The sequence below is a fragment of the Neorhizobium galegae genome, assembly GCF_021391675.1.
Lineage (GTDB): Bacteria > Pseudomonadota > Alphaproteobacteria > Rhizobiales > Rhizobiaceae > Neorhizobium > Neorhizobium galegae_B.
In genome coordinates, this window is sequence record NZ_CP090095.1 from 1,480,730 (window position 1) to 1,502,791 (window position 22,062).

At 62.2% G+C, this 22,062-nt stretch carries 18 protein-coding genes; 10 read left to right on the plus strand and 8 right to left on the minus strand.

From position 1 onward, the window contains the following. Positions 1-67: 67 nt before the first annotated feature. Positions 68-2,107 carry an excinuclease ABC subunit UvrC gene (gene uvrC / locus LZK81_RS07425; protein ID WP_233955675.1) on the minus strand — a complete coding sequence of 680 codons (2,040 nt, stop codon included), beginning with the start codon at positions 2,105-2,107 and terminating at the stop codon, positions 68-70. A gap of 683 nt (positions 2,108-2,790) precedes the next feature. Between uvrC and LZK81_RS07430 the strand changes: the two genes are divergently transcribed. Then, on the plus strand, positions 2,791-3,426 hold the full coding sequence (locus LZK81_RS07430; RefSeq protein WP_046605598.1) for an outer membrane protein: 636 nt from the start codon (positions 2,791-2,793) through the stop codon (positions 3,424-3,426). Between the two features lie 59 nt (positions 3,427-3,485). Here LZK81_RS07430 and LZK81_RS07435 read toward each other — a convergent pair whose 3' ends face one another. From LZK81_RS07435 to LZK81_RS07445, 3 genes are read right to left on the minus strand one after another with little or no spacing between them, the layout of a single operon-like run. After that, on the minus strand, positions 3,486-4,082 hold the full coding sequence (locus LZK81_RS07435; protein ID WP_046605745.1) for a glutathione S-transferase: 597 nt from the start codon (positions 4,080-4,082) through the stop codon (positions 3,486-3,488). A 23-nt stretch (positions 4,083-4,105) separates the two neighbouring features. Next, positions 4,106-4,771 (minus strand): ribonuclease T2 family protein, encoded by a 666-nt coding sequence (locus LZK81_RS07440; protein WP_233955677.1) that lies wholly within the window; start codon positions 4,769-4,771, stop codon positions 4,106-4,108. 50 nt (positions 4,772-4,821) lie between these two features. Next, the gene (locus LZK81_RS07445; RefSeq protein ID WP_233955678.1) at positions 4,822-5,700 is read right to left on the minus strand and encodes a 23S rRNA (adenine(2030)-N(6))-methyltransferase RlmJ; all 879 of its coding nucleotides are present in this window, start codon (positions 5,698-5,700) and stop codon (positions 4,822-4,824) included. An 83-nt stretch (positions 5,701-5,783) separates the two neighbouring features. On the opposite strand from LZK81_RS07445, the gene LZK81_RS07450 reads away from it, so the two are divergent. The 3 genes from LZK81_RS07450 to LZK81_RS07460 all read left to right on the plus strand — a co-directional run bounded on the left by LZK81_RS07450 (position 5,784) and on the right by LZK81_RS07460 (position 9,872). Further along, the gene (locus LZK81_RS07450; RefSeq protein ID WP_233955679.1) at positions 5,784-7,937 is read left to right on the plus strand and encodes a molybdopterin-containing oxidoreductase family protein; all 2,154 of its coding nucleotides are present in this window, start codon (positions 5,784-5,786) and stop codon (positions 7,935-7,937) included. Continuing rightward, a complete protein-coding gene (locus tag LZK81_RS07455; RefSeq protein WP_046609874.1) occupies positions 7,934-8,527 on the plus strand; it encodes an NUDIX domain-containing protein in 594 nt (197 codons plus the stop codon). Before LZK81_RS07450 ends, LZK81_RS07455 begins: the two co-directional genes overlap by 4 nt. Positions 8,528-8,702: 175 nt before the next feature. Beyond that, on the plus strand, positions 8,703-9,872 hold the full coding sequence (locus LZK81_RS07460; protein WP_233955680.1) for an alpha-D-ribose 1-methylphosphonate 5-triphosphate diphosphatase: 1,170 nt from the start codon (positions 8,703-8,705) through the stop codon (positions 9,870-9,872). 3 nt (positions 9,873-9,875) lie between these two features. Here the strand turns inward: LZK81_RS07460 and purN are convergent, their stop codons facing one another. Both purN and purM read right to left on the minus strand, forming a co-directional pair. Next, on the minus strand, positions 9,876-10,559 hold the full coding sequence (purN, locus tag LZK81_RS07465) for a phosphoribosylglycinamide formyltransferase (protein ID WP_233955681.1): 684 nt from the start codon (positions 10,557-10,559) through the stop codon (positions 9,876-9,878). Then, positions 10,556-11,629 carry a phosphoribosylformylglycinamidine cyclo-ligase gene (gene purM / locus LZK81_RS07470; protein ID WP_233955682.1) on the minus strand — a complete coding sequence of 358 codons (1,074 nt, stop codon included), beginning with the start codon at positions 11,627-11,629 and terminating at the stop codon, positions 10,556-10,558. Before purM ends, purN begins: the two co-directional genes overlap by 4 nt. Before the next feature lie 178 nt (positions 11,630-11,807). Between purM and LZK81_RS07475 the strand changes: the two genes are divergently transcribed. From LZK81_RS07475 to LZK81_RS07500, 6 genes are all read left to right on the plus strand, one after another. Further along, positions 11,808-13,004, plus strand: a complete 1,197-nt coding sequence (locus tag LZK81_RS07475; RefSeq protein WP_046605591.1) for an AI-2E family transporter — start codon at positions 11,808-11,810, stop codon at positions 13,002-13,004. Between the two features lie 7 nt (positions 13,005-13,011). Beyond that, positions 13,012-13,731: a DnaA regulatory inactivator HdaA gene (hdaA, locus tag LZK81_RS07480; protein ID WP_233955683.1), complete on the plus strand. Its 720-nt coding sequence runs from the start codon at positions 13,012-13,014 to the stop codon at positions 13,729-13,731. A gap of 68 nt (positions 13,732-13,799) precedes the next feature. Further along, positions 13,800-16,001, plus strand: a complete 2,202-nt coding sequence (locus LZK81_RS07485) for an RNA degradosome polyphosphate kinase (protein WP_370649276.1) — start codon at positions 13,800-13,802, stop codon at positions 15,999-16,001. A gap of 5 nt (positions 16,002-16,006) precedes the next feature. Further along, complete coding sequence (ppx, locus tag LZK81_RS07490) at positions 16,007-17,527, plus strand: exopolyphosphatase (protein WP_233955684.1); 1,521 nt, start codon at positions 16,007-16,009, stop codon at positions 17,525-17,527. Between the two features lie 136 nt (positions 17,528-17,663). Then, positions 17,664-18,371 carry a DJ-1/PfpI family protein gene (locus LZK81_RS07495; protein ID WP_052753569.1) on the plus strand — a complete coding sequence of 236 codons (708 nt, stop codon included), beginning with the start codon at positions 17,664-17,666 and terminating at the stop codon, positions 18,369-18,371. Between the two features lie 118 nt (positions 18,372-18,489). After that, positions 18,490-19,410 (plus strand): LysR family transcriptional regulator, encoded by a 921-nt coding sequence (locus tag LZK81_RS07500; protein WP_046605588.1) that lies wholly within the window; start codon positions 18,490-18,492, stop codon positions 19,408-19,410. A 1-nt stretch (position 19,411) separates the two neighbouring features. Here LZK81_RS07500 and LZK81_RS07505 read toward each other — a convergent pair whose 3' ends face one another. Both LZK81_RS07505 and LZK81_RS07510 read right to left on the minus strand, forming a co-directional pair. Further along, the gene (locus tag LZK81_RS07505) at positions 19,412-20,365 is read right to left on the minus strand and encodes an NmrA/HSCARG family protein (protein WP_233956499.1); all 954 of its coding nucleotides are present in this window, start codon (positions 20,363-20,365) and stop codon (positions 19,412-19,414) included. A 269-nt stretch (positions 20,366-20,634) separates the two neighbouring features. Next, a complete protein-coding gene (locus LZK81_RS07510; RefSeq protein ID WP_046609881.1) occupies positions 20,635-21,993 on the minus strand; it encodes an esterase-like activity of phytase family protein in 1,359 nt (452 codons plus the stop codon). Positions 21,994-22,062 lie beyond the last annotated feature (69 nt).

The following is a 22,062-nucleotide window of genomic DNA, read 5'->3' on the forward strand; positions in this document are numbered from 1 at the left end:
GATGCCTCAGGAGGAAGGCGTCAACATGTTCCCGCGGCTTTTTTACAGCCGATTGCGTCGGACCGATTTAACCCGCCCGGTTCTCGTGAAAGTGATTATAAATCTGCTTGGCGACGGCCTCCGAAATTCCCTCGACCGCCATGAGGTCGGTCAGGCCCGCGCGCGACACCGCCTTCGCCGTGCCGAAATGCTGCAGCAGCTTGCGCTTGCGGCCAGGCCCGATCCCTGAAATCTCGTCAAGCGGGTTCTTGACCATCTCCTTCTTGCGCCGCGCCCGGTGCGAGCCGATCGCGAAACGATGCGCCTCGTCGCGCATGCGCTGGATGAAATAGAGGACCGGATCGCGCGGCGGCAGCGAGAAGTCGGACCGTCCGTCGGCGAAGAACCGCTCGCGGCCGGCATCTCGGTCGACGCCCTTGGCGACGCCGATCGCGGTCACCACGTCGCGGATGCCGAGCTCGTCGAGAATGGCGCGCACCGCGCTCATCTGGCCCTGGCCGCCGTCGATCAGGATCACGTCCGGCCAGGCGGGGAAAGCGGCATCGGCCACATCCTCGGCGCTGGCGCCGGCAGCAGCGGTGCGGTCCGGAATGCCCTCTTCCTTGAGGAGGCGGCTGAAACGGCGGGTCATCACCTCGCGCATCATGCCAAAGTCGTCGCCGGGGGTGATGTCGGTCGATTTGATGTTGAACTTGCGGTACTGGCTCTTCACGAAACCTTCCGGCCCCGCCACCACCATGCCGCCAACGGCATTGGTGCCCATGATATGGGAGTTGTCGTAGATCTCGATCCGGCGCGGCACGAAGGACAGGCCGAAGGTCTCGGCCAGGCCCTGCAGCAGGCGCGCCTGCGACGAGGTCTCGGCAAGCCTACGGCCATGCGCCTCGCGGGCGTTCGCCAGCACGTGGTCGGTCAGGTCCTTCTTCTCGCCCCGCTGCGGCACGGAAATCGTCACCTTGTGGCCGGCCTTTTCGCAAAAGGCGAGCGCCAGCAGGTCCTGTTCCTCGACGGTTTCCGACAGCAGGATCTGTTTCGGCACCGGCTTGTCGTCATAGAACTGCGCGAGGAAGGCGTTGAGCACTTCCGCGCCGGAGAGCTGCGGATCGGCCTTCGGGAAATAGGCGCGGTTGCCCCAGTTCTGGCCGGTTCTGAAAAAGAACACCTGGATGCAGAAGAGGCCGCCCTCGCTGTAGATGGCGAAGACATCCGCCTCTTCGACGCCGGCCGGGTTGATACCCTGGTGGCTCTGGACGTGGGAGAGCGCCGCCAGCCGGTCGCGATAGATCGCGGCACGTTCGAAATCCAGGTCCTCGGAGGCTTCCGCCATCTGGTGGGCGATCGCCGACTTGACGTTCTGGCTCTTGCCGGAGAGGAAGTCCTTGGCTTCGCCGACCAGCGCCGCATAGCCCTCGTTGCTGATCTCATGGGTGCATGGCCCCGAACAGCGCTTGATCTGGAAGAGCAGGCAGGGCCTGGTGCGGGTCTCGAAGACGCTATCGGTGCAGGTGCGCAACAGGAAGGCGCGCTGCAGCGAATTGATGGTGCGGCCGACGGCAGCGGCCGACGCGAAGGGGCCGAAATAGTCGCCTTTGCGCGCCCGCGCGCCGCGATGCTTGAAGATCGCCGGTGCCCGGTGGTCGCCGGTGATCATGATATAGGGGAAGGACTTGTCGTCGCGCAGAAGAACGTTGAAGCGCGGCCGCAAGCGCTTGATGAGATTGGCTTCGAGCAGCAGCGCCTCGGTCTCCGTCCGCGTCGTGACGAATTCCATATGGGTGGTTTCGCGCACCATCTTGGCGATGCGGTTGGAATGGACACGGCCCTGCGCATAATTGCCGACGCGCTTCTTGAGGCTGCGCGCCTTGCCGACGTAAAGCACGTCCTGTGCATCGTTGAACATGCGGTAGACGCCCGGCGCATTCGGCAGGTGCTTGACGAATTCGGCGATCAGGTCGGCGCCTTTCAGGCCGCTGTCGTTCTTCCAGCCTTCGTTCCAGTCGATCGACGCGGCAGGGCCTTGGGCCGGCTCGGTGACCAGCACATCGTCGTCGTCTTCTTCCGTCTCGTCATAGAGAACGCCGCCGTCGGGCAGCTTCGTTCCGTTCATTCCATAGTCTCCGCCGGATGTCGGCATCCGGCCATTACCGATCTCGAACCCTGAACCATGACATGTGCGCGCGATCGGCGGCTTGTCAAAATATTGCGGTGAAGCGCCCCGATTCCCTGCATGGAAGGCCGCTGCCGGAGAAATAGTGCGTCGAGGCAGATTTTGAAAGCGCTGGGGAGAATTCCGCCCCGTGCTCTTGACGAAGGCCGAAATGGCCGTTCCCGGGGTGGAATATTTAAGGCAGAAATCCGGCGGCAGGCACCGCCAGCTCCAGGCGTCCGCCTGCGGAGAGGGGAAATACGTCCGTGTTTCTGCTCAGATTTCGTTTTCTACAAGCACCCGATCCGGTTTTGCTGCGAATACAAGTCGAACTTGGCGAGTGGCGCCCGCGCCGGTTCCCGCCGGCAGGTGTATTGACTAAGTTGTGCTTTAGGTTTAAGAAGTAATTTATAAATGTAAAAATATTTATATTCAAAGTAAGCATTGCTTAAGGTTAATCAAATGTGTGTTGCGATACAGCAACATCAAATTTTGGCCTTCTGTGCGCCACAATCAATTCACATTTCGGCTCTTTCTATTCCTCAATTGACCTCCACATTCCGTTTCAGCGAGCAGGGAACAAATGTGTCGCCAACCATGTTGTCGCGGCGAATTCCCGGCGCAGCAGTAAAAGGAGAAAATGTATGCGTACTCTCATCGCAACTCTGATGGCCTCGGCAGCCAGCTTCATCGCCATCTCTGCGGCCAATGCCGCTGATGCCGTCGAACAAATTCCGCAGGCCCCGGTTGCAGTCGAAGAGCCGGCCCCGGCCGCCAGCTGGCAGGGTTTCTATCTCGGTGGTTATGGTCAGTATGACTGGGGTCGCTTCGGTAGCGGCGACCGTGACGGCCAGTTCGGCGGCGGTGCTTATACGGGCTACAACTTCCAGAGCGGTTCGATCGTCTACGGTGTCGAAGCAGACGTCGGCTACAACGGCACGAAGAGCACCACGGATGACGGCTTTGAAGGCAAGGCCGGCTGGAACGGCTCTGTTCGCGGCCGCGTCGGCTACGACCTCAACCCCTTCCTGATCTACGGTACGGCCGGTGTCGCCCTGCAGGACAACGAACTGAGCGACGCGACTTCGTCCGACAACAAGACCGCCGTCGGTTATACGGTCGGTGCCGGTGCCGAAGCCTTCGTCACCAACAACATCACCGCTCGTGTCGAATACCGTTACACGGATTTCGGTTCGGACAGCTACTCGCTCGATTCCGGTTCGGTTTCGAAGGGCTTCGACGATCACAGCGTCAAGGTCGGTATCGGCGTGAAGTTCTAATTTCGATAGCCTTAACAGGCTGGGGAAAGCCCGGGCTTCGGCCCGGGCTTTTTTTTGTTTCAGGCCGCCGATTTCATGGCGGTATAGGAGGCGAAGCGCTTGGTGAAGACGTCCGGCCAGGAGGCGAGCTCCGGTCGGCCTTCGGCCCATTGCCCGTTGAAGCGCAGATCGAGGTAACCGATCAACGCAGCCAGCGCAAAATGGCCGCCATGCAATTTCTTGCCCGTCTTCGGCAAATTGTTCTCCAGGTGATCGAGGCCGCGCACCACCTTGCCCCATTGTTTGTCGATCCACGGCTGATGGACCTTGTCCTCGTCGCGCGAGCGACGCTCGTAGACGATCGCCAGCAGGCAATCCATCATGCCGTCGCAAAGCGCTTCCAGCACCTCCGCCTCGGTGCGCTTCGCATCCTTCTTCGGATAGAGCTTGCCGCCCGACTGGCGATCGAGCCAATGCATGATCGCGATGCTGTCGTAGATCGGCGGCTCGCCATCACGGATCAGCACCGGGATCTTGCCGAGCGGGTTGTTGCTCACGAGTTCCGGCGGGGCGGCGTTGGTGTCGGTCTTCACCTCGGCGATCTCGATGCCGAGATGGCGCGCCGCCATGCGCACCTTGGCGGAATAGGGCGAGGCCGGGGAATACAGCAGCTTCATGGTCTTGTCCTTCTCGATAAATGTCATCGTGCCGGCGGCAGGGTGATCTGGCTGATCCGGCAGCCGTCACGATCGACCTCGGCGCAATCTCGGAACTGTAGGTCCTTGGTGAGGCAGATGCGCACCTCCTCCAGCTGCCGGCCTTCGCAACTCGTCGAAATGCCGCGCCGGCTCATGCCCGGATTGGCGGCGAGGAACTTCTCCTCGATCTGGTCGGCCGACAGCGTCAGGGCCGCGTCGCCGCGGGACAGGTCGGCTGGCAGTTTGACCCGCGAAAAGGCGTCACGCAGTTTGCCGAAATAATCACGCTGGCTGAGGCCGGTGCAGCTTCCGTGCTTGCGCCACTGATGGCCGATCAGCCCCATCGACGGCATGATGTCGAAGAGTGGTTGGCCGAGCGATTGCGGCACGCGGCCCGGTTCCTTCGTTTCGCAGAAATCCGGATAGCCTTTTTCGTATTGGGGCCAAAGCCCGTGGACGATGAAGCGGAAGTCCTTGTCCGTGCTGCATTGCTGGTCGTTCTTGCCGCCGCTCTGCGAAGCGCAGAAGGTCGGCGACCAGGAAAGCGACAGGACGTAGAAATCGAACTGTCCTGTGTGATCCTGCCGATTGTCCGATCGGCGCTCCTGGGCGGAGGCGGTGGATGCGAAAAGCGCGAGAAAAAGGAAAGCGATAAATCGGTTGGTCATCGGCCAGCCCCCTGCAATGCGCGGCACCATGGGCGGGAAGCCCCGCCCGGTCAAGACTCCGAATCGAGGTCGTTGTCGACAGTCTCGCCGGTCAGCCAGAAGGCTCGTTGCGAGGCGAACCGATCCTGCGCCAGGATGGTTTTCAAGGTCGGCAGGAACGTGTGCAACTCGTCCTTCAGCGTGAAGGGCGGGTTGACGATGATGAGGCCGGAGCCGGACAAACCGGTCGTCTCGCGGTCGCTTTGAACGGTCAATTCGGCACACAGCATTTTCGGGATGTCCAGCGCCTTCAAATCGTCGTGGAAGGCCTTGAGCGGCGCGCCCTTCTTGATCGGATACCAGAGGCAGTAGGTGCCGCTCTGGAACCGGCGCCAGGCGGTGAACAGGCCTTTCACCAGCCGCTGGTATTCGCCTTCTTCCTCGAAAGGCGGATCGACGAGCACGATTCCGCGCTTTTCCTTCGGCGGCAGATGGGCGCCGAGCGCCAGCCAGCCGTCGAGTTCGGTGGCACGCACCTGGAAATCGCCTTCGAACAGATTGTGCAGGCGGTTGAAATCCTCCGGATGCAGTTCCATCGCCGACAACCGGTCCTGTGGGCGGAACAGCATGCGGGCAAGTTTCGGCGAACCGGGATAGAGTTTCAGTGCGCCGGTGGGGTTCAATTCCCTGACCGCGGTCAAATAAGGCTCCAGCAGGTCTGCGACCTTTGCCGGCAGTTCCGCTTCCATCAGCCGGCCGATGCCGTCGCGCCATTCGCCGGTCTTCTGCGCCTCGTCCGAGGAAAGGTCGTAAAGGCCGATGCCGGCATGGGTATCCAGCAGGCGAAAAGCCTTGTCCTTGTTCTGGGCATAGCGGATCAGCCGCGCCAGGACCGCGTGTTTCAGGACATCGGCGAAATTGCCCGCGTGATAGATGTGCCGGTAGTTCATCGTTGCTGGTGTCTCGCTTGAATTAAATTGATGCGCTGCAAATCACGCTTTTTGCGGACGTCAGCTTGCAATATAGAAAAGCCATGAACGTTGCGACCCCGATTACCGCGAAAACCCCGATCGCCCCAGAAAAGTCCGGCCACAATTCCGTCGGACACACCGTCTGTCCGCACGACTGTCCGTCGGCCTGCGCACTCGACATTGATCTCACCGCCGACGGCCGCATCGGCCGGGTGCGGGGTGCCGCCGACAACACCTATACGGCCGGCGTCATCTGCGCCAAGGTCGCACGATACTCCGAGCGGCTCTACCATCCCGGCCGGCTGATGCATCCCAAGCGCCGCGTGGGCGCCAAGGGCGAGGGGAACTGGCAGGAGGTCTCCTGGGAGGCCGCACTCGACGAGATCGCCGACGCTTTCGTCAAGGCGGAGGCGAAACACGGGTCGGAGGCGATCTGGCCCTATTTCTATGCCGGCACGATGGGCCAGGTGCAGCGCGATTCGATCGAGCGGCTGCGTCATGCCAAAAAATACTCCGGCTTCTTCGGGACGATCTGCACCAACATGGCCTGGACCGGTTATGTGATGGGCACCGGCGCGCTTCGCGGTCCCGATCCGCGCGAGATGGCGAAGTCCGATTGCGTGGTGATCTGGGGCACCAATGCCGTCTCCACCCAGGTCAACGTCATGGCCCACGCGGTGAAGGCCCGCAAGGAACGCGGCGCCAAGATCGTCGTCATCGATATCTACGACAACCCGACGATGAAACAGGCGGACATGGCGCTGACCGTGCGCCCCGGCACCGATGCCGCTCTCGCCTGCGCTGTCATGCATATCGCCTTCCGCGACGGATACGCCGATCGAGCCTACATGGCGCAATATGCCGACGATCCGGCTGGCCTCGAAGCGCATCTCAAGGCGAAGACGCCGGAATGGGCCTCCGCCATCACCGGCCTGTCGGTCGAAGAGATCGAAACCTTCGCCCGCCTCGTCGGCACGACCAAAAAAACCTTCTTCCGCCTCGGCTACGGTTTCGCCCGCCAGCGCAACGGCACCGTCGCCATGCATGCGGCGCTGTCGATTTCGACCGTGCTCGGCTGCTGGCAATACGAGGGCGGCGGCGCCTTCCACAACAACGGCGAAATTTTCCGGCTCAACAAGTCGGAGCTGATGGGCACGGCCTATGCCGATCCCGATATCCGTCAGCTCGACCAGTCGCAGATCGGCCGGGTGCTGACCGGCGATGCGGAGGCATTGCGGCGCGGCGGGCCGGTGACGGCGCTTTTGATCCAGAACACCAATCCGATGAACGTTGCGCCGGAACAGCGCCTCGTCCGCGAAGGGTTCATGCGCGACGACCTGTTCGTGGCGGTGCACGAGCAGTTCATGACCGATACGGCCGAAGTTGCCGATATCGTGCTGCCGGCGACGATGTTCGTCGAGCATGACGATCTTTACCGCGCCGGCGGTCAGCAGCATATCCTGCTCGGGCCGAAGCTGGTCGAGCCGCCGTCGACGGTGCGAACCAACCTCTTCGTCATCGAGGAACTGGCCAAGCGCCTCGGCGTCGATCATTTCCCCGGTTTCGGCCTCGACGAACGCCAGCATATCGACCGCATCCTGAAGGCCAGCCACTGGGGCGCCTACGACGACCTGGCGCGCGACAAATGGATCGATGCGCAGCCGGATTTCGAGACCGCCCATTACATCAAGGGATTTGGTTATCCGGACGGAAAATTCCGCTTCCGGCCGGACTGGGCGAACGGTCCGTCGCCGGACAAGCCGCCGAAAAATGTCGGGCCGCTGGGACCGATCGCCGAACTGCCGGTGTTCCCCGACCAGGTTGACGTCATCGAGGTGGCGGACGAAGCGCATCCCTTTCGGCTGGCGACATCGCCGGCCCGCAGCTTCCTCAATTCCTCCTTCACCGAGACGAAAAGCTCCTATGAGCGAGAAGGGCGCCCGGAAGTGATGATCGAGCCGACCGATGCGGAACGCCTCGGCATCGTCGACGGCGATATCGTGCGGCTCGGCAACATGCGCGGCGAAATCCGCCTGCATGCGAGGCTGGTTGCCGGCGCGAGGCCGGGCGTACTGATCGCCGAGGGGCTGTGGCCGAACCGCAAACACCTCGACGGCGAGGGCATCAACGTGCTGACCGGGGCCGACGCCGTGGCGCCCTATGGCGGTGCGGCCTTCCACGACAACAAGGTATGGCTTCGCAAGGACTTCGCATGACCGAGCAGAACGACCGGGTAAAGCTCGTCAGCGAGAAGATATTGTCGGACGGCTGGACGCGGCTTTCGAGCTACGAACTCGACTACGCCGATCGCCGTGGCGAGACGCACCGCCTGCATCGCGAAATCTATCATAAGTCCGAGGCCGCCTGCATCCTTCTCTACGATGCTGAGCGTGACATGGTCGTGCTGGTGAAGCAGTTTCGGTTGCCCGCTTACCTCACCGGCAAGCCGGGGTGGATGGTCGAGGTGCCGGCCGGGTTGCTCGACGAGGACCACCCGGAGGATGCGATCCGGCGCGAGGCGATGGAGGAAACCGGCTACCGCCTGCGGGATGTTCGATTTGTCTTCAAGGCATTCATGTCGCCCGGCGCGATCACCGAACTCGTGCATTTCTTCCACGCGCCGGTCGACCTCTCCGACCGGGTGAACGGTGGCGGGGGGCTCGCCGAAGAGCACGAGGATATCGAGGTTCTCGAACTGCCGCTCGACGAGGCGGTCGCGATGATCGGCAATGGCGAAATCATCGATGCGAAGACGATCATGATGCTGCAATGGGCAGTAATAAACCGGGCGTCATTCACCGTCTGATGTCGGGGCGGTGCCGCCGCGCAGGCTTGAAACGCCGATCAGCGCGTTCGCCTGTTGTTTCAGACGCCGTGTGATTGTGACTTGACCTTGTGCCGTGCCGATTTCACATGAATGTCACGAATGGCGGCTAAGCGCTGCCTCTTGATAATCATCCTTATATGGTCAGGAGAAAGCCATGTGGCTCGGCAATTTCACCCTCGTTCTGCCGAACGAGGTGGTGGACGCAGGTTCCGTGCGGATTGAAGATGGCGTGATCGCCGAGATCCGCGCCGAACCGGTCGCGGGCGCCGTGATCGACGGCGGCGGGCGGCTGCTGATGCCGGGCTTCGTCGATCTGCATGGCGACATGATCGAGCGCGAGATCGCGCCGCGGCCGAACGCCCAGATGCCGATCGACTTCGGCATCCACGAACTCGACAAGAAGCTCGCCGCCGCCGGTGTCACCACGGCCTACGCGGCCGTCTCCTTCGCCACCGAAAGCGTCTACGGCCATGTCCGCTCGCTGGAGACCACGTCGGCCGTCATCGAGGGCATCAACCGCCTGCGCGACAACCTGCTGATCGACCACCGCGTCCACGCGCGGTACGAAATCACCAATGTCGGCGCCGCCCCGACGCTCGAACGGCTGCTGAAGGCCGACGAAATCGACATGGTGTCGCTCACCGACCACACGCCGGGCCAGGGCCAGTACAACAACATCGCAGCCTATGTCGCCAGTATCTCCGAACGCCGGGCGATTTCCGAGGAGATGGCTGCCGAGATCGTGCAAAAGCGCATCGCCATGCGCAACAATCCGCAGATCGAAGTGAAGCTGAAGGAAATCGTTTCGCTCTCCTTGCAACACGGCCTGTCGCTTGCCTCCCATGACGACGACAGCGTCGAGAAGGTGGCCGAGATGTTCGATCTCGGCGTCACGATCAGCGAATTCCCGGTAACCTTGCCGGCCGCCGAAGAGGCGCGCCGACGCGGGCTCTGGACGCTGATGGGCGCGCCGAACGCGCTGCGTGGCAAGTCGATGTCCGGCAATCTGAGCGCGCTCGACGCCGCCAAGGCCGGTCTGCTGACGGTGATTGCCGCCGATTACCATCCGGCGGCCTTCGTGCCGGGGATATTCAAGCTGGCGGAGGCATCGGCAGGCGGCCTACCGGCGGCCGTCGCGATGGCGACCGGCAATGCTGCCCGTTCCGCCGGCCTGACCGATCGCGGCGAGATCGCCATCGGCCAGCGCGCTGATCTGGTGGTGGTGGAAAAGGGCGACGTGCACCGCATCCGCGCCACTTTCCGCGCCGGCCGCTTCGTCTACAGCGACGGCACGCTGCACCCGCTCCGGGCACTGGCGGCCTGAAGTTCAGATACCCGCCGAAAAAATCCGCTGATCCGCGATATCGGCCGTTGCGCCGGGTGAGGTGATCGTCCGGCCGCCCTCCATCCGCACCTTACCTTCCGCCAGCAGCTTCAGCGCCAGCGGGTAGAGCTTGTGCTCGACCGTCAGCACGCGGCCGGCCAGGGTCTCGGGGGTGTCGTCGGCAAGCACCGGGACGGCGCCTTGGGCGACGATCGGGCCTTCGTCCATTCCTTCGGTGACGAAATGCACGGTGCAGCCGGCGATCTTTACGCCGGCGTCGATGGCGCGTTCATGGGTGTGAAGGCCTGGGAAGAGCGGCAGAAGGGCAGGGTGGATGTTGAGGATGCTGCCTTCGTACCGGCTGATGAATTCCGCGGAGAAAAGCCGCATGTAGCCGGCGAGGCAGAGGATGTCCGGCTGGACCTCGTCGAGGGCCGCGAGGATCGCCGCCTCGTGTTCGGCCTTGCCGGCGAAACCCTTGCGTTCGAAGACGAAGGTTTTGATGCCGCGCGCCTGCGCCTTCTCGATGCCGCCCGCCGAGGGCTTGTCGGAGAAGACTGCGACGATTTCCGCCGGGAAACCCGGCGCGGCGCAGGCATCTGCGAGCGCCAGCATGTTGGAGCCGCCGCCGGAGATGAATACGGCGACGCGCTTCCTGCGCGCCGTTTCAGCCGCGGGTGCGCTCATAGGCCGAGCGTGCCCTGATAGATCACGCCGGGGCCGGCTTCGGCGCGTTCGACCATGCGGCCGAGCGGCACGACGATCTCGCCTTCACCGGTCAGGATATCGGCGACCGCCTGGGCGTTCTCGGGCGCGACCACGACGATCATGCCGATACCGCAGTTGAAGGTGCGCAGCATTTCCTTCGGTTCGACGCCGCCGGTTTTTGCGAGCCACGAGAAGACGGGCGGCACGGGAATGGAGTCAAGATCGACTTCGGCGGCCAGGTGCTTCGGCAGCACGCGCGGAATGTTTTCCGGGAATCCGCCGCCGGTAATGTGGGCGAGCGCCTTGAGCGCGCCGGTCTCGCGGATCGCCTTCAGGAGCGGCTTCACGTAGATGCGGGTGGGCGTCAGAAGAGCCTCACCCAGAGTCATGCCCTCACGGAAGGGGGCCGGTGCATCCCAGCCGAGGCCGGAAAGTGTCACGATCTTGCGGACAAGAGAGAAGCCGTTCGAATGAACGCCCGACGACGTGAGGCCGAGGATGACATCGCCCAAAGCGATATCGCCGACCGGCAGCAACTGGCCACGCTCGGCGGCACCGACTGCAAAACCCGCCAGATCGTAATCGCCGTCGGAATACATGCCGGGCATTTCGGCGGTCTCGCCGCCGATCAGCGCGCAGCCTGCTTCGCGGCAGCCGGCGGCAATGCCGGAAACGATTGCCGCACCCTGGTCGGGATCGAGCTTGCCGGTGGCGAAATAGTCGAGGAAGAGCAGCGGCTCGGCGCCCTGGACCACCAGATCGTTGACGCACATGGCGACGAGATCGATGCCGACCGTGTCGTGGAAATCTGCGTCGATGGCGATCTTCAGCTTGGTGCCGACGCCGTCATTGGCGGCAACGAGGATCGGATCGGTGAAGCCGGCGGCCTTGAGGTCGAAGAGGCCGCCGAAGCCGCCGATCTCGCCGTCTGCGCCGGGCCGGCGGGTCGAGCGCACGGCCGGCTTGATCTTCTCGACCATCAGATTGCCTGCGTCGATATCGACGCCGGCATCGCTATAGGTGAGACCGTTCTTGCCCGCCTCGCTCATCGTTCATCTCCAATGATCGTTATCGCGGCCCGCAATTGCACGACATGACGCCGGATGCAAGCGTTGGACGCGGTTTTGAAGGCTTTTCACAGGTCTTGCTGCACCGCTTCCAAACCCTTGACCTGCGGTACCGGCTTCCCTATCCCTTTTTCGCCCGGGCAATTCAGAGGAAGCGGCGATGGCATATCATATCAGCGGCGCGAGCCTGAAGCGCTACATCTTCTTCTGGGTCGGCGTTCTCATCGTCTTCGTGGTATTTCTCTGGTTCTTCCGTTCGATCCTGCTTCCCTTCGTGGCCGGGATGGCGCTCGCCTACTTCCTCGATCCGGTGGCCGACTGGCTGGAAAGGCGTGGCTTGAGCCGGCTGATGGCGACGGTGGTGATCCTCGTCTGTTTCGTGCTGGTCTTCGCGCTGTCGCTGATGCTGGTGATCCCGATCATCATCAACCAGTTTACCGAGTTTGCCGCCGCGCTGCCGGGCTATATTTCTCAGCTGCAGCAGATCATATCGAGCCCGGAAAGCTCGTTCCTGCCGCATTGGATCAGCGCCCAGATCGAGACGGTCAAGCAGAATTTCTCCGAGGTGCTGAGCCAGGGCGCCGGTTTCGTCGGCTCGCTGCTCGCCCAGATTTGGAATTCCGGCAAGGCGATCATCGACGTCGTGTCGCTTTTGATCGTCACCCCCGTCGTCGCCTTCTATATCCTGCTCGACTGGGACCGCATGGTGGCCAAGGTGGATAGCTGGGTTCCGCGCGACCAGGTGGCGACGGTCCGCGAGATCGCCCGGGAAATGGACGAGTCGGTCGCCGGTTTCATTCGTGGCCAGGGCTCGCTCTGCCTCATCCTCGGCATCTTCTATGCGGTCGGCCTTTCGGTCGTCGGCCTGAATTTCGGGCTTCTGATCGGCTTCATCGCCGGCATGATCAGCTTCATCCCCTATATCGGCTCGCTGATTGGCCTGGTGCTTTCGGTCGGCGTGGCGCTGGTGCAGTTCTGGCCGGATTATCCTTGGATATTGGCCGTTGCCGGCGTCTTCTTCGTCGGCCAGTTCATCGAGGGCAACATCCTTCAGCCGAAGCTTGTGGGCGAAAGCGTCGGCCTGCATCCGGTCTGGCTGATGTTCGCGCTGTTTGCCTTCGGCGCCATATTCGGCTTCGTAGGCCTGCTGATCGCCGTGCCGGCCGCCGCCGTGGTCGGCGTGCTTGTCCGTTTCGTGCTGTCGCGGTATCTTGACAGCGACATCTATTACGGCCGGGCGGCCGTTCTTCCCTGGGAAGAGGCCGAAGGGCCGCATGTGCTGGAACATGCCGAAGCCGGCGCAGAGATAACCGCCCCGAATGATCCTCACGCGAATGACTCTCAGAAGAGCATTTGAAAGACCAATGACCGAGACGAGCGAGCGCGAGCGGCGCAGGCAAGAGCAGTTGCCGCTGCAATTCACCCATGATGCGGCGAGAACCCGGGACGACCTCCTGGTGTCCGAACGCCTGGCCGCGGCCGTCGCGATCGTCGACGAATGGCCGGCCTGGCCGTCACCGGTCGTGGTGCTGGCAGGCCCGGTGGGATCGGGAAAGTCACATTTGGCGCATATCTGGCGGGAAAAGGCGGGCGCGGCCGACATCCATCCCGTCGCCGGCTCGGATGCCGCGGCGGTTGCCGCAGCGGGTCCGGTCCTGTTCGAGGATGCCGAACGCCGCGGTTTCGACGAGACCGAACTCTTCCACGTCATCAACAGCGTGCGCGAGAACGGCCATAGCCTGCTGATGACCTCGCGCCTGTGGCCGGTCTCCTGGGGCGTCACCCTGCCGGACCTCCAATCCCGGCTGAAGGCGGCGACGGTCGTGGAGATCGGCGAGCCGGATGAGGACCTGCTGGCCCAGGTGATCGTAAAACTGTTCGCCGACCGCCAGCTTTATATCGACGACAAACTGGTGGGCTACATCGTCAACCGGATGGAACGGTCGCTCGGTGCGGCGCAGACGATCGTCGAGCGGCTGGACCGCCTGGCGCTGGCGCGCGGCACGCGGATAACCCGCCCGCTCGCGGCGGAAGTGCTGAACGATTTTGGGAATTCCGGAACCGGGGGCGGCGCCGACGATTGACTGTGACAATTCCCTCGTCAAACTGTAGTCGGCCCTGATGGTTGGCATGACCGAGGGTTAGCATTGGGATGGATGAGATGGATTCGATCACGACTGAAGCGCGCGAGCCCGGCCTGGAGGCGGCCAATACCGACTTCGACCTGATGACCAGTCCGGACCGGTTCATCAATCGTGAATTCTCCTGGCTGCAGTTCAACCGCCGCGTCCTCGAGGAAACGCTGAATACCGCCCATCCGCTTCTGGAGCGGGTCCGCTTCCTGTCGATCTCGGCGGCCAATCTCGACGAATTCTTCATGGTGCGCGTCGCCGGCCTCGAAGGCCAGGTGCGCCAGGGCATCGTCATCCGCAGCCCGGACGGCAAGACGCCGGCCGAACAGCTCGACAACATCCTGCAGGAGATCGACAACCTGCAGATGGAGCAGCAGGCCTCGCTCGCCGTGCTGCAGCAGTATCTCGCCAAGGAAGACATCCTGATCGTCAGGCCGGCGGCGCTGTCCGCCGAGGACCGCAACTGGCTGGCGAACTCCTTCGACGACGAACTTTTCCCGGTCCTGACGCCGCTGTCGATCGACCCGGCCCATCCGTTCCCGTTCATCCCCAACCTCGGCTTCTCGATGGGCTTGCAGCTGCACAGCAAGCACGGCAAGGAGCCGATGACCGGGCTCTTACGCCTGCCGACCACGCTCGACCGCTTCATCCGGTTGCCGGACCTCAACACAGCGATCCGCTATATCACGCTGGAGGATGTGGTCGGCATGTTCACCGACCGGCTCTTCCCCGGTTACGAGGTGAAGGGCGCGGGCACGTTCCGCATCATCCGCGACAGCGATATCGAAGTCGAGGAAGAGGCAGAAGATCTGGTGCGCTTCTTCGAAACGGCGCTGAAACGCCGCCGCCGCGGCAAGGTCATCCGCATCGAGACCGATTCGGAAATGCCGGCGTCGCTCCGCCAGTTCGTGGTGCAGGAACTCGGGGTGCCGGAAAACCGCGTCGCGGTTCTGCCGGGCCTTCTGGCGCTCAACACCCTGTCGGAGATCACCAAGGCGCCACGCGACGACCTGCGCTTCGAGACCCACAATGCCCGATTTCCCGAGCGGGTTCGCGAACACGCCGGCGACTGCCTTGCAGCTATCCGCGAAAAGGACATGGTGGTCCATCACCCTTATGAGTCCTTTGACGTGGTTGTGCAGTTCCTTCTGCAGGCGGCGCGCGACCCGGACGTGCTCGCCATCAAGCAGACGCTCTACCGCACCTCGAACGACAGCCCGATCGTCCGAGCGCTGATCGACGCGGCCGAGGCCGGCAAGTCGGTGACGGCGCTGGTCGAGCTCAAGGCCCGATTCGACGAAGAGGCCAACATCCGCTGGGCGCGAGACCTGGAGCGCGCCGGCGTGCAGGTCGTCTTCGGTTTCATCGAACTGAAGACCCATGCCAAGATGTCGATGGTGGTGCGCCGCGAGGACGGCAAGCTCAGGACCTATTGCCATCTCGGCACCGGCAACTACCACCCGATCACCGCCAAGATCTATACGGACCTGTCCTTCTTCACCTGCAACCCGAAGATCGCCCACGACATGGCGAACATCTTCAACTTCATCACCGGTTACGGCGAGCCGGCCGAAAGCATGAAGCTGGCGGTCTCGCCCTATACGCTCCGGCCGCGCATCCTGCGCCATATCGAGGAGGAGATCTGCCACGCCCAGGAAGGCAAGCCGGCGGCAATCTGGATGAAGATGAATTCGCTGGTCGATCCGGAGATCATCGACGCGCTCTATCGCGCCAGCCGCGCCGGCGTCGACATCGATCTCGTCGTGCGCGGCATCTGCTGCCTGCGCCCGCGGGTGGCCGGCCTCTCCGACAATATCCGCGTCAAGTCGATCGTCGGCCGCTTCCTGGAACACAGCCGCATCTTCTGCTTCGGCAACGGTTTCGGCCTGCCGTCCGACAAGGCGCTCGTCTATATCGGCTCCGCCGACATGATGCCGCGCAATCTCGACCGTCGGGTCGAGACGCTGGTGCCGCTCCTCAATCCGACCGTGCACGAGCAGGTTTTATCCCAGATCATGCTGGGCAACCTGATTGACAACCAGCAGAGCTACGAGATATTGGCCGACGGCACGTCGCGGCGTATGGAAGTGCGCAAGGGCGAGGAACCTTTTAACGCGCAGCACTATTTCATGACCAATCCGAGCCTCTCGGGGCGCGGTGAAGCCCTGAAGTCGAGTGCCCCGAAACTTATCGCCGGCCTTGTGTCGGGACGCAAGAAATAGGCAATATGGTACGATCAGAAGCCCAGGGGCGCCTTCCGGGGATCGCTCCTGTCTCCGTCATCGACATCGGCTCGAACTCCGTCCGCGTCGTTATCTACGAAGGCCTGTCCCGCGCGCCGACCGTCCTCTTCAACGAGAAGGTCCTGTGCGGCCTCGGCAAGGGATTGGGTTCGAACGGCCGCATGGACGACGAGGGCGTCGAACGCGCCCTGTTGTCGCTGAAGCGCTTCCGGGCGCTGTCCACCCAGGCACAGGCAACCGAAGTCTACGTGCTGGCGACCGCGGCCGCCCGCGAAGCGTCGAACGGCCCGGATTTCATCCGCCAGGCGGAAGAGATCCTCGGCCAGCAGGTCCAGCTTCTGTCCGGCGAGGAGGAGGCCCGGTATTCGGCGCTCGGCGTCATCAGCGGCTTCCATGACCCGGACGGCATTGCCGGCGACCTCGGCGGCGGCTCGCTGGAACTGATCGATATCAATGGCAAGGAGTCCGGCAAGGGCATCACCCTGCCGCTCGGGGGGCTGCGGCTGTCGGAATCCTCCGGCAATTCGCTTTCCAAGGCGCGCACCTTCGCCCGCAAGCAGGTGAACACGGCGCGGTTCCTGGAAAACGGCGCGGGCCGCACCTTCTATGCCGTCGGCGGCACCTGGCGTAACATCGCCAAGCTGCACATGGAGATGAGCAAGTATCCGCTGCACATGATGCAGGGCTACGAGCTGTCTCTAGAGGATATGCAGAAATTCCTCGACGAGGTGATTGCCGCCAAGGACAGCAAGGACCCCGCCTGGCAGGCCGTCTCGAAGAGCCGCCGTTCGCTGCTGCCCTTCGGTGCGATCGCCATGCAGGAAGTCCTGGCGGTGATGAAGCCCGCCAGGGTGAGCTTTTCGGCGCAGGGCGTTCGCGAAGGCTATCTCTATTCGCTGCTTTCCGAAGAAGAGAAGGCAGGCGATCCGCTGCTGGTCGCCGCCGACCAGCTCGCAATCCTGCGCGCCCGATCGCCCGAACACGCCCGCGAGCTTGCCGACTGGACCGGCCGCATGGTGCCGGCCTTCGGGATTGTCGAGACGGAAGAGGAAAGCCGCTATCGCCAGGCTGCCTGCCTGCTCGCCGATATCAGCTGGCGCGCCCATCCGGATTATCGCGGCCTGCAGGCGCTGAACCTGATCGCCCATTCCTCCTTCGTCGGCATCACCCATGCCGGCCGTGCCTATCTGGCGCTCGCCAACTACTACCGTTTCGAGGGCCTGCACGACGACGGTGCGACCGGCCCGCTGGCGACGATCGCCACGCCCCGCCTGCTCGATCTCGCAAAGTTGCTCGGCGGTCTGCTCCGGGTCGTCTATCTCTTCTCCGCCTCGATGCCGGGCCTCGTCGATCACCTGACCTTCCGCCCGTCCTCCGAGCCGGATCTCGACCTCGAATTCGTGGTGCCTTCCGCCTACCGCAATTTTGCCGGCGAGCGGCTGGACGGCCGTCTGCAGCAGCTGGCGAGGCTGACGGGCAAGCGGCTGGCGTTCCGGTTCGAGTAGGGCGGACGGCGGGTAGGGCAGGAGAGCGGCTGCTTTGCGGCAGGGCAGTGGAAATTGTCAGGTTGCGTCCAACAGTATTTTCTCGTGTATGCTCGCGAACCAACATCACCCCGTTTAATCGGCTGAGCAAGATTCGATGTCTCTGAACGCGCGCCCTCGTGAGATCGGCTTTGTCCTGTTTGACGGGCTGACCCAGCTTGATTTGACCGGCCCCTGGGAAGTTCTGACGCGGCTGCCCAATACCCGTTGCCATTTGCTGGCTGACGGACACGCTCCCGTTCGAAGTGCGAGCGGACTGAGTATTGTCCCAAGCATGCTGCTTGAAGCATGCGGTCAGCTCGACATCGTGGTTGTTCCGGGCGGGCCCGGCCATCTGGATGCGATGCAGGACGAACGCCTTCTCTCGTTTCTACGTCGCCAGGAACCCGGCTGCCAGTTCCTGATGGCTGCCTGCACAGGCACGCTGGTGCTTGCTGCCGCTGGTCTGCTTCAGGGCTACGAGTGCACCACTCACTGGACGGCGCTGCATCGGCTCTCAACTTTCGGAGCAATTCCCGTAAACCGGCGGGTCGTACTTGACCGGACGCGGGCCACCGGTGGCGGCGTGACGGCAGGTATCGACCTTGGCTTGGTCATGGCCGCCAAGCTGGCAGGTGAAGAGGTTGCGCGGAAAATCCAGTTGATGATGGAATATGCGCCTGAACCTCCATTCGCCGGATCGCCCATGACCGCCGACCCTGAAACGGTTAGGGCGCTGGAACCACCAGCCGATGTCGCGGAGCAGATAAGAGCCATTGATGCCGGCGCGATATCCAGACTTCGGCGAGAATCTCGGCTCGCATAGCGATGAGTGGAAGAGCTGTGAACGGACTGTGTTCGAAAAGGCCGAGTTATGCGCTTCGAACTAGGCACAGGCAAGATTATTCCCTATTGGGGCAGAATGAGGATTGTTGTGCTGAAAAATGGATAACGCGGGATTGTCTCTTGACCGAATGCGCACCTTTGTTCGCGTCGCCGAACGCGGCAACCTGTCGCTAGTCGCAAGAGAACTCGGTGTCGGTCAATCGACCGTGACACGGCACCTTAATGAACTTGAAGACGCAGTCGGCGTATCTCTGCTCAGCCGAACCACACGTCGCGTGACCCTTACGGACGAAGGCAGCCGTTATTATACGAATTGCCGTCAGATATTGCGTCTGGTCGAGCAGGCTGCCGAAGAAGTGAGAAATGCCCGTCAGGCCCCGGCGGGTACAGTTAGGCTTTCCTGTACTGCAGCGCTCGGCGTGATGCACATTACCCGCCTTATCTTTGAATTCCAGGACAAGCATCCGGACATCAAGGTCGATCTCAACCTGACCGACGAGCGCATCGACCTAGTTCGCGAAGGCGTTGACATTGCGCTCCGTCTTGGGCCTCTCACTGACAGCTCGATGAAGCTTCATGCGCTGGGAGAAAGCCATCGGCTGCTGGTGGGTGCTCCGAATTATTTGTCCGTTCACGGACGGCCTGAGCATCCAGCCGATCTGTCGCGGTTCGAAACGGTCGTGATGTCGAATGTTGCTGGGAGCGATCAGATCATTCTTTTCTCTCACGATGGCACAAGCCTAATGATACCAGTCGGTGGGAAGTTGCGCGTCGATCACGGGCTTGCCGCACGCCAGGCCTTTGCCGCCGGACGCGGCATTGGTCCTGCGCATATCTGGCTGGTCGACGACCTTCTGGACGACGGTCAGCTCGAGATCGTGCTTGGGGACTATCGTCCTCCACCGGTCCCGGTGAGCTTGCTTATCGTTCCAGATCGTGCAGCCATTGCACGCGTCCGGCTTCTCGCCGACTTTCTTGTCGCTAAGGTTTCTGAGTTACCAGGAATCCGGTCATCGTGAATCAGAGGCCGAAAGATCGCCTATGGCCACGCCACCCCGTCGTCCGCAGATACTGTTCCCAGTTGAGCATATCGGGGTTCAGACGACGACTCCATTCGAGATCATGCTCTTTGCCGAAATAACCATATTCGACAGCATACTCGACCATCCCTAGAAGTTCTCGCACGAGAAGTTCGTTAGCGGCAAACTCCGGAAAATATTGCAGAAGCCCATCCCTGGTGAACGCGTTTCGATACTCAGCTTTAAGGCCGGTCACGCGCTGAAAAGTTTCGATCATCTCGCGCGGAGAAATAATATCGCCGACGATCGGCAGAGTTTTCCCATTGTAAGGCCCGGGATTTGAAAAAATCTCGAGGACAACCGGCCCTGTCGCAGTGAGCGGATCGACAAAAGGAGCTCGGAAATCCTCAGGAAGATAAACCGGCAAGAGGAGAGTATCCCCCTCCATGCGCGGCACATAATACTCGAGAAGGTTCGTGTAAAAGAATGCCAGCATTATGAAGGAATGAGAGATCGGCAGGCCGCGAATGTAGTCTGCAACGCACGCTTTGTCGGTAAAGTGCGGGGCGTACTTCGTCCCGCCGGAGATCTTGTCGACATTCTCGAGGGTGCTGAAAACAATATGCCCGACACCTGCCTCAGCTGCGGCATCGGCCAGTTCTCGGCCGAGAGGAGCCTCGGTTGTCTGCGGCGGGGCGATGGGTGGCGTCATCAGAAATGCGCCATCCGCGCCTTTGAATGCAGCAATGAGATCCATCTTAAAGCCAGGTTCGAGAGGGGCAGTGACGATTTCGGCACCGAGTTTCTCCAGGCTTAAAGCCGCAGCTGAATCCTTTTTCCGGGTTAAAGCACGTACACGGAAACGCTCGCTACGAAGAAGTGCCGCGGCTACGCTTCGCCCCTGTTTGCTCGTTGCCCCGACAATCGCGATAAGTGGCTTTTCTTTTTTGGACATCTTTGAGTTTAGACCTTTCCAGTCATCGGCTGCCAACCACGCAGGCAAGCTCACGCTGCGGCAAGAGCTGTCGGCCCATGCCGCCGCCTCAATGATGGACACCCTATCTCAATACGGATTATTGCTGTAGATGTGCGAAATACATAACATTGTGCCATTTTATGGATGAATGGTCCTCGTGAATCGCCGGGCTGCTCTATCTCCGTGCCCCAAGCAAAAAGAGCGCCCGGCTTTCACCGGACGCTCTTCGCTTTTTGGACGTCTGCTGCCTACTTCGCAGCCAAAAACTCACCGACTTCGAGTACGCTGAACTCGTTGTTGTCGGCCTTGTCGACGGCGCGGCCGGCGGAGAAGGGGAGGTTGTTGTCGTTGCCGATGATGATGTGGGTGGCGTCGATGACGTCGACGTTCTCGATCGTCACGAACGGCATATCATAGACGCCGGCGACGCTGCCGGCCTTCTTCTTGTTGTCCGGGTCCTGGATGTTCATCAGGTCGATATAGCCGATCTTGCGGACGGCCTTGCCGACATTGGCGTCGGTCATTTCGATCTTGTAGACGCGCTTGTGCTTGGCAGGTGCGTTGAAGCAGGTCGGCTCCGGCTTTGCCGGGTCGGCGCAGGGCTTGTCGGCGGTGCCGGCGCCGTTGTCGCGCTCGATGACCAGAGCGGTGGTCGCATCGATCATGTTGAAATCGCCGATCGCCTCGCCGCCCTTGGAGAGCGGGTAAAGCCAGGAGCGGCCGGTCCACTTCTTGGAGGCAACGTCGAACTCGATGACCCGCAGCGCGGTCAGCCCGTCTGCGTCTTCGACCTTGCCGTCTTCCTTGTAGAGCGGGCCTTCGAGCAGGCCGTAGAGCTTGCCGCCGTCCTTGGACATGGCGAGGCCTTCGTAGCCGCCGGAGCGCTTCACGTTGAAGACCGGTGCCTTGGCGACCGGGTTGGCCTGCAGCTGGACGAGCGGGCTATCGGGAGACGTCACCGGCTTGCCATCGACGAGCGTCGATACGACGTCGGTCAGGCGGCCCTGCATGTCGACCTTGATGAGGTAGGGGCCGAACTCGTCGCCGAGCCAGAAGCCGTCGGCGACCGGCTGGATCGATTCGATGTCGAAATCGGCGCCGGTGAGGTAACGGGTCTCCGAGGCTTCCGTAACGATCGGGAACGGCGCGATCTTGTTCGGGTCGGAGAGGAAGACGTTCTTGACGACTTCGGCCTTGTTGGCGGCCCAGTCGAATTTCATCTGGTGCAGGAACAGCATGGCGTCGGAGGAATTGCTCTTGCCGCCGAAACCGTTGTCCGACAGCGTCCAGAACGTGCCGTCGGCCATGGTCTTGATGCCGGAGAAACCCTGGACAGGCTGGCCGTCGAGCGGCAGCTTGACGTCGGTGACGCGGGCGCCGTCCTTGCCCGGCAGGGTGCCGAGGGCTTCCGTGCGCTTGCGGTCGGCGGTGGTGAACTTGCCGGAAGTCTTGAGGAACGCCGGCGCATCAGCCGGAGCCGGAACGACCGTGTTGGCCGGCAGGATCGCCTGGCCGGTGAGCTTGGCCGGGAATACCTTGTCGTCGGCGGAAGCGGAGCCGCCGATCAGCGCGGCAAGCGCCACGGTAGCGAACAGAATTTTGGTCATGGGATCACCTGTTGGTTGGCGTGTCGAAGACGCCAACCGGTTAAGGCGAGTGCATGACGGTGAGGTGAT

What these genes read in the sequence shown, in the direction of transcription:
- purM (WP_233955682.1), bottom strand. Translation starts at nt 11,629, where the DNA reads ATGAGCGAGGCGGGCAAGAACGGTCTCACCTATAGCGATGCCGGCGTC.
- LZK81_RS07440 (WP_233955677.1), bottom strand. Translation starts at nt 4,771, where the DNA reads ATGACCAACCGATTTATCGCTTTCCTTTTTCTCGCGCTTTTCGCATCC.
- LZK81_RS07450 (WP_233955679.1), top strand. Translation starts at nt 5,784, where the DNA reads ATGAACGTTGCGACCCCGATTACCGCGAAAACCCCGATCGCCCCAGAA.
- LZK81_RS07485 (WP_370649276.1), top strand. Translation starts at nt 13,800, where the DNA reads ATGGATGAGATGGATTCGATCACGACTGAAGCGCGCGAGCCCGGCCTG.
- LZK81_RS07435 (WP_046605745.1), bottom strand. Translation starts at nt 4,082, where the DNA reads ATGAAGCTGCTGTATTCCCCGGCCTCGCCCTATTCCGCCAAGGTGCGC.
- LZK81_RS07495 (WP_052753569.1), top strand. Translation starts at nt 17,664, where the DNA reads ATGTCTCTGAACGCGCGCCCTCGTGAGATCGGCTTTGTCCTGTTTGAC.
- LZK81_RS07510 (WP_046609881.1), bottom strand. Translation starts at nt 21,993, where the DNA reads ATGACCAAAATTCTGTTCGCTACCGTGGCGCTTGCCGCGCTGATCGGC.
- uvrC (WP_233955675.1), bottom strand. Translation starts at nt 2,107, where the DNA reads ATGAACGGAACGAAGCTGCCCGACGGCGGCGTTCTCTATGACGAGACG.
- purN (WP_233955681.1), bottom strand. Translation starts at nt 10,559, where the DNA reads ATGAGCGCACCCGCGGCTGAAACGGCGCGCAGGAAGCGCGTCGCCGTA.
- hdaA (WP_233955683.1), top strand. Translation starts at nt 13,012, where the DNA reads ATGACCGAGACGAGCGAGCGCGAGCGGCGCAGGCAAGAGCAGTTGCCG.
- ppx (WP_233955684.1), top strand. Translation starts at nt 16,007, where the DNA reads ATGGTACGATCAGAAGCCCAGGGGCGCCTTCCGGGGATCGCTCCTGTC.
- LZK81_RS07500 (WP_046605588.1), top strand. Translation starts at nt 18,490, where the DNA reads ATGGATAACGCGGGATTGTCTCTTGACCGAATGCGCACCTTTGTTCGC.
- LZK81_RS07475 (WP_046605591.1), top strand. Translation starts at nt 11,808, where the DNA reads ATGGCATATCATATCAGCGGCGCGAGCCTGAAGCGCTACATCTTCTTC.
- LZK81_RS07460 (WP_233955680.1), top strand. Translation starts at nt 8,703, where the DNA reads ATGTGGCTCGGCAATTTCACCCTCGTTCTGCCGAACGAGGTGGTGGAC.
- LZK81_RS07505 (WP_233956499.1), bottom strand. Translation starts at nt 20,365, where the DNA reads ATGTCCAAAAAAGAAAAGCCACTTATCGCGATTGTCGGGGCAACGAGC.
- LZK81_RS07445 (WP_233955678.1), bottom strand. Translation starts at nt 5,700, where the DNA reads ATGAACTACCGGCACATCTATCACGCGGGCAATTTCGCCGATGTCCTG.
- LZK81_RS07430 (WP_046605598.1), top strand. Translation starts at nt 2,791, where the DNA reads ATGCGTACTCTCATCGCAACTCTGATGGCCTCGGCAGCCAGCTTCATC.
- LZK81_RS07455 (WP_046609874.1), top strand. Translation starts at nt 7,934, where the DNA reads ATGACCGAGCAGAACGACCGGGTAAAGCTCGTCAGCGAGAAGATATTG.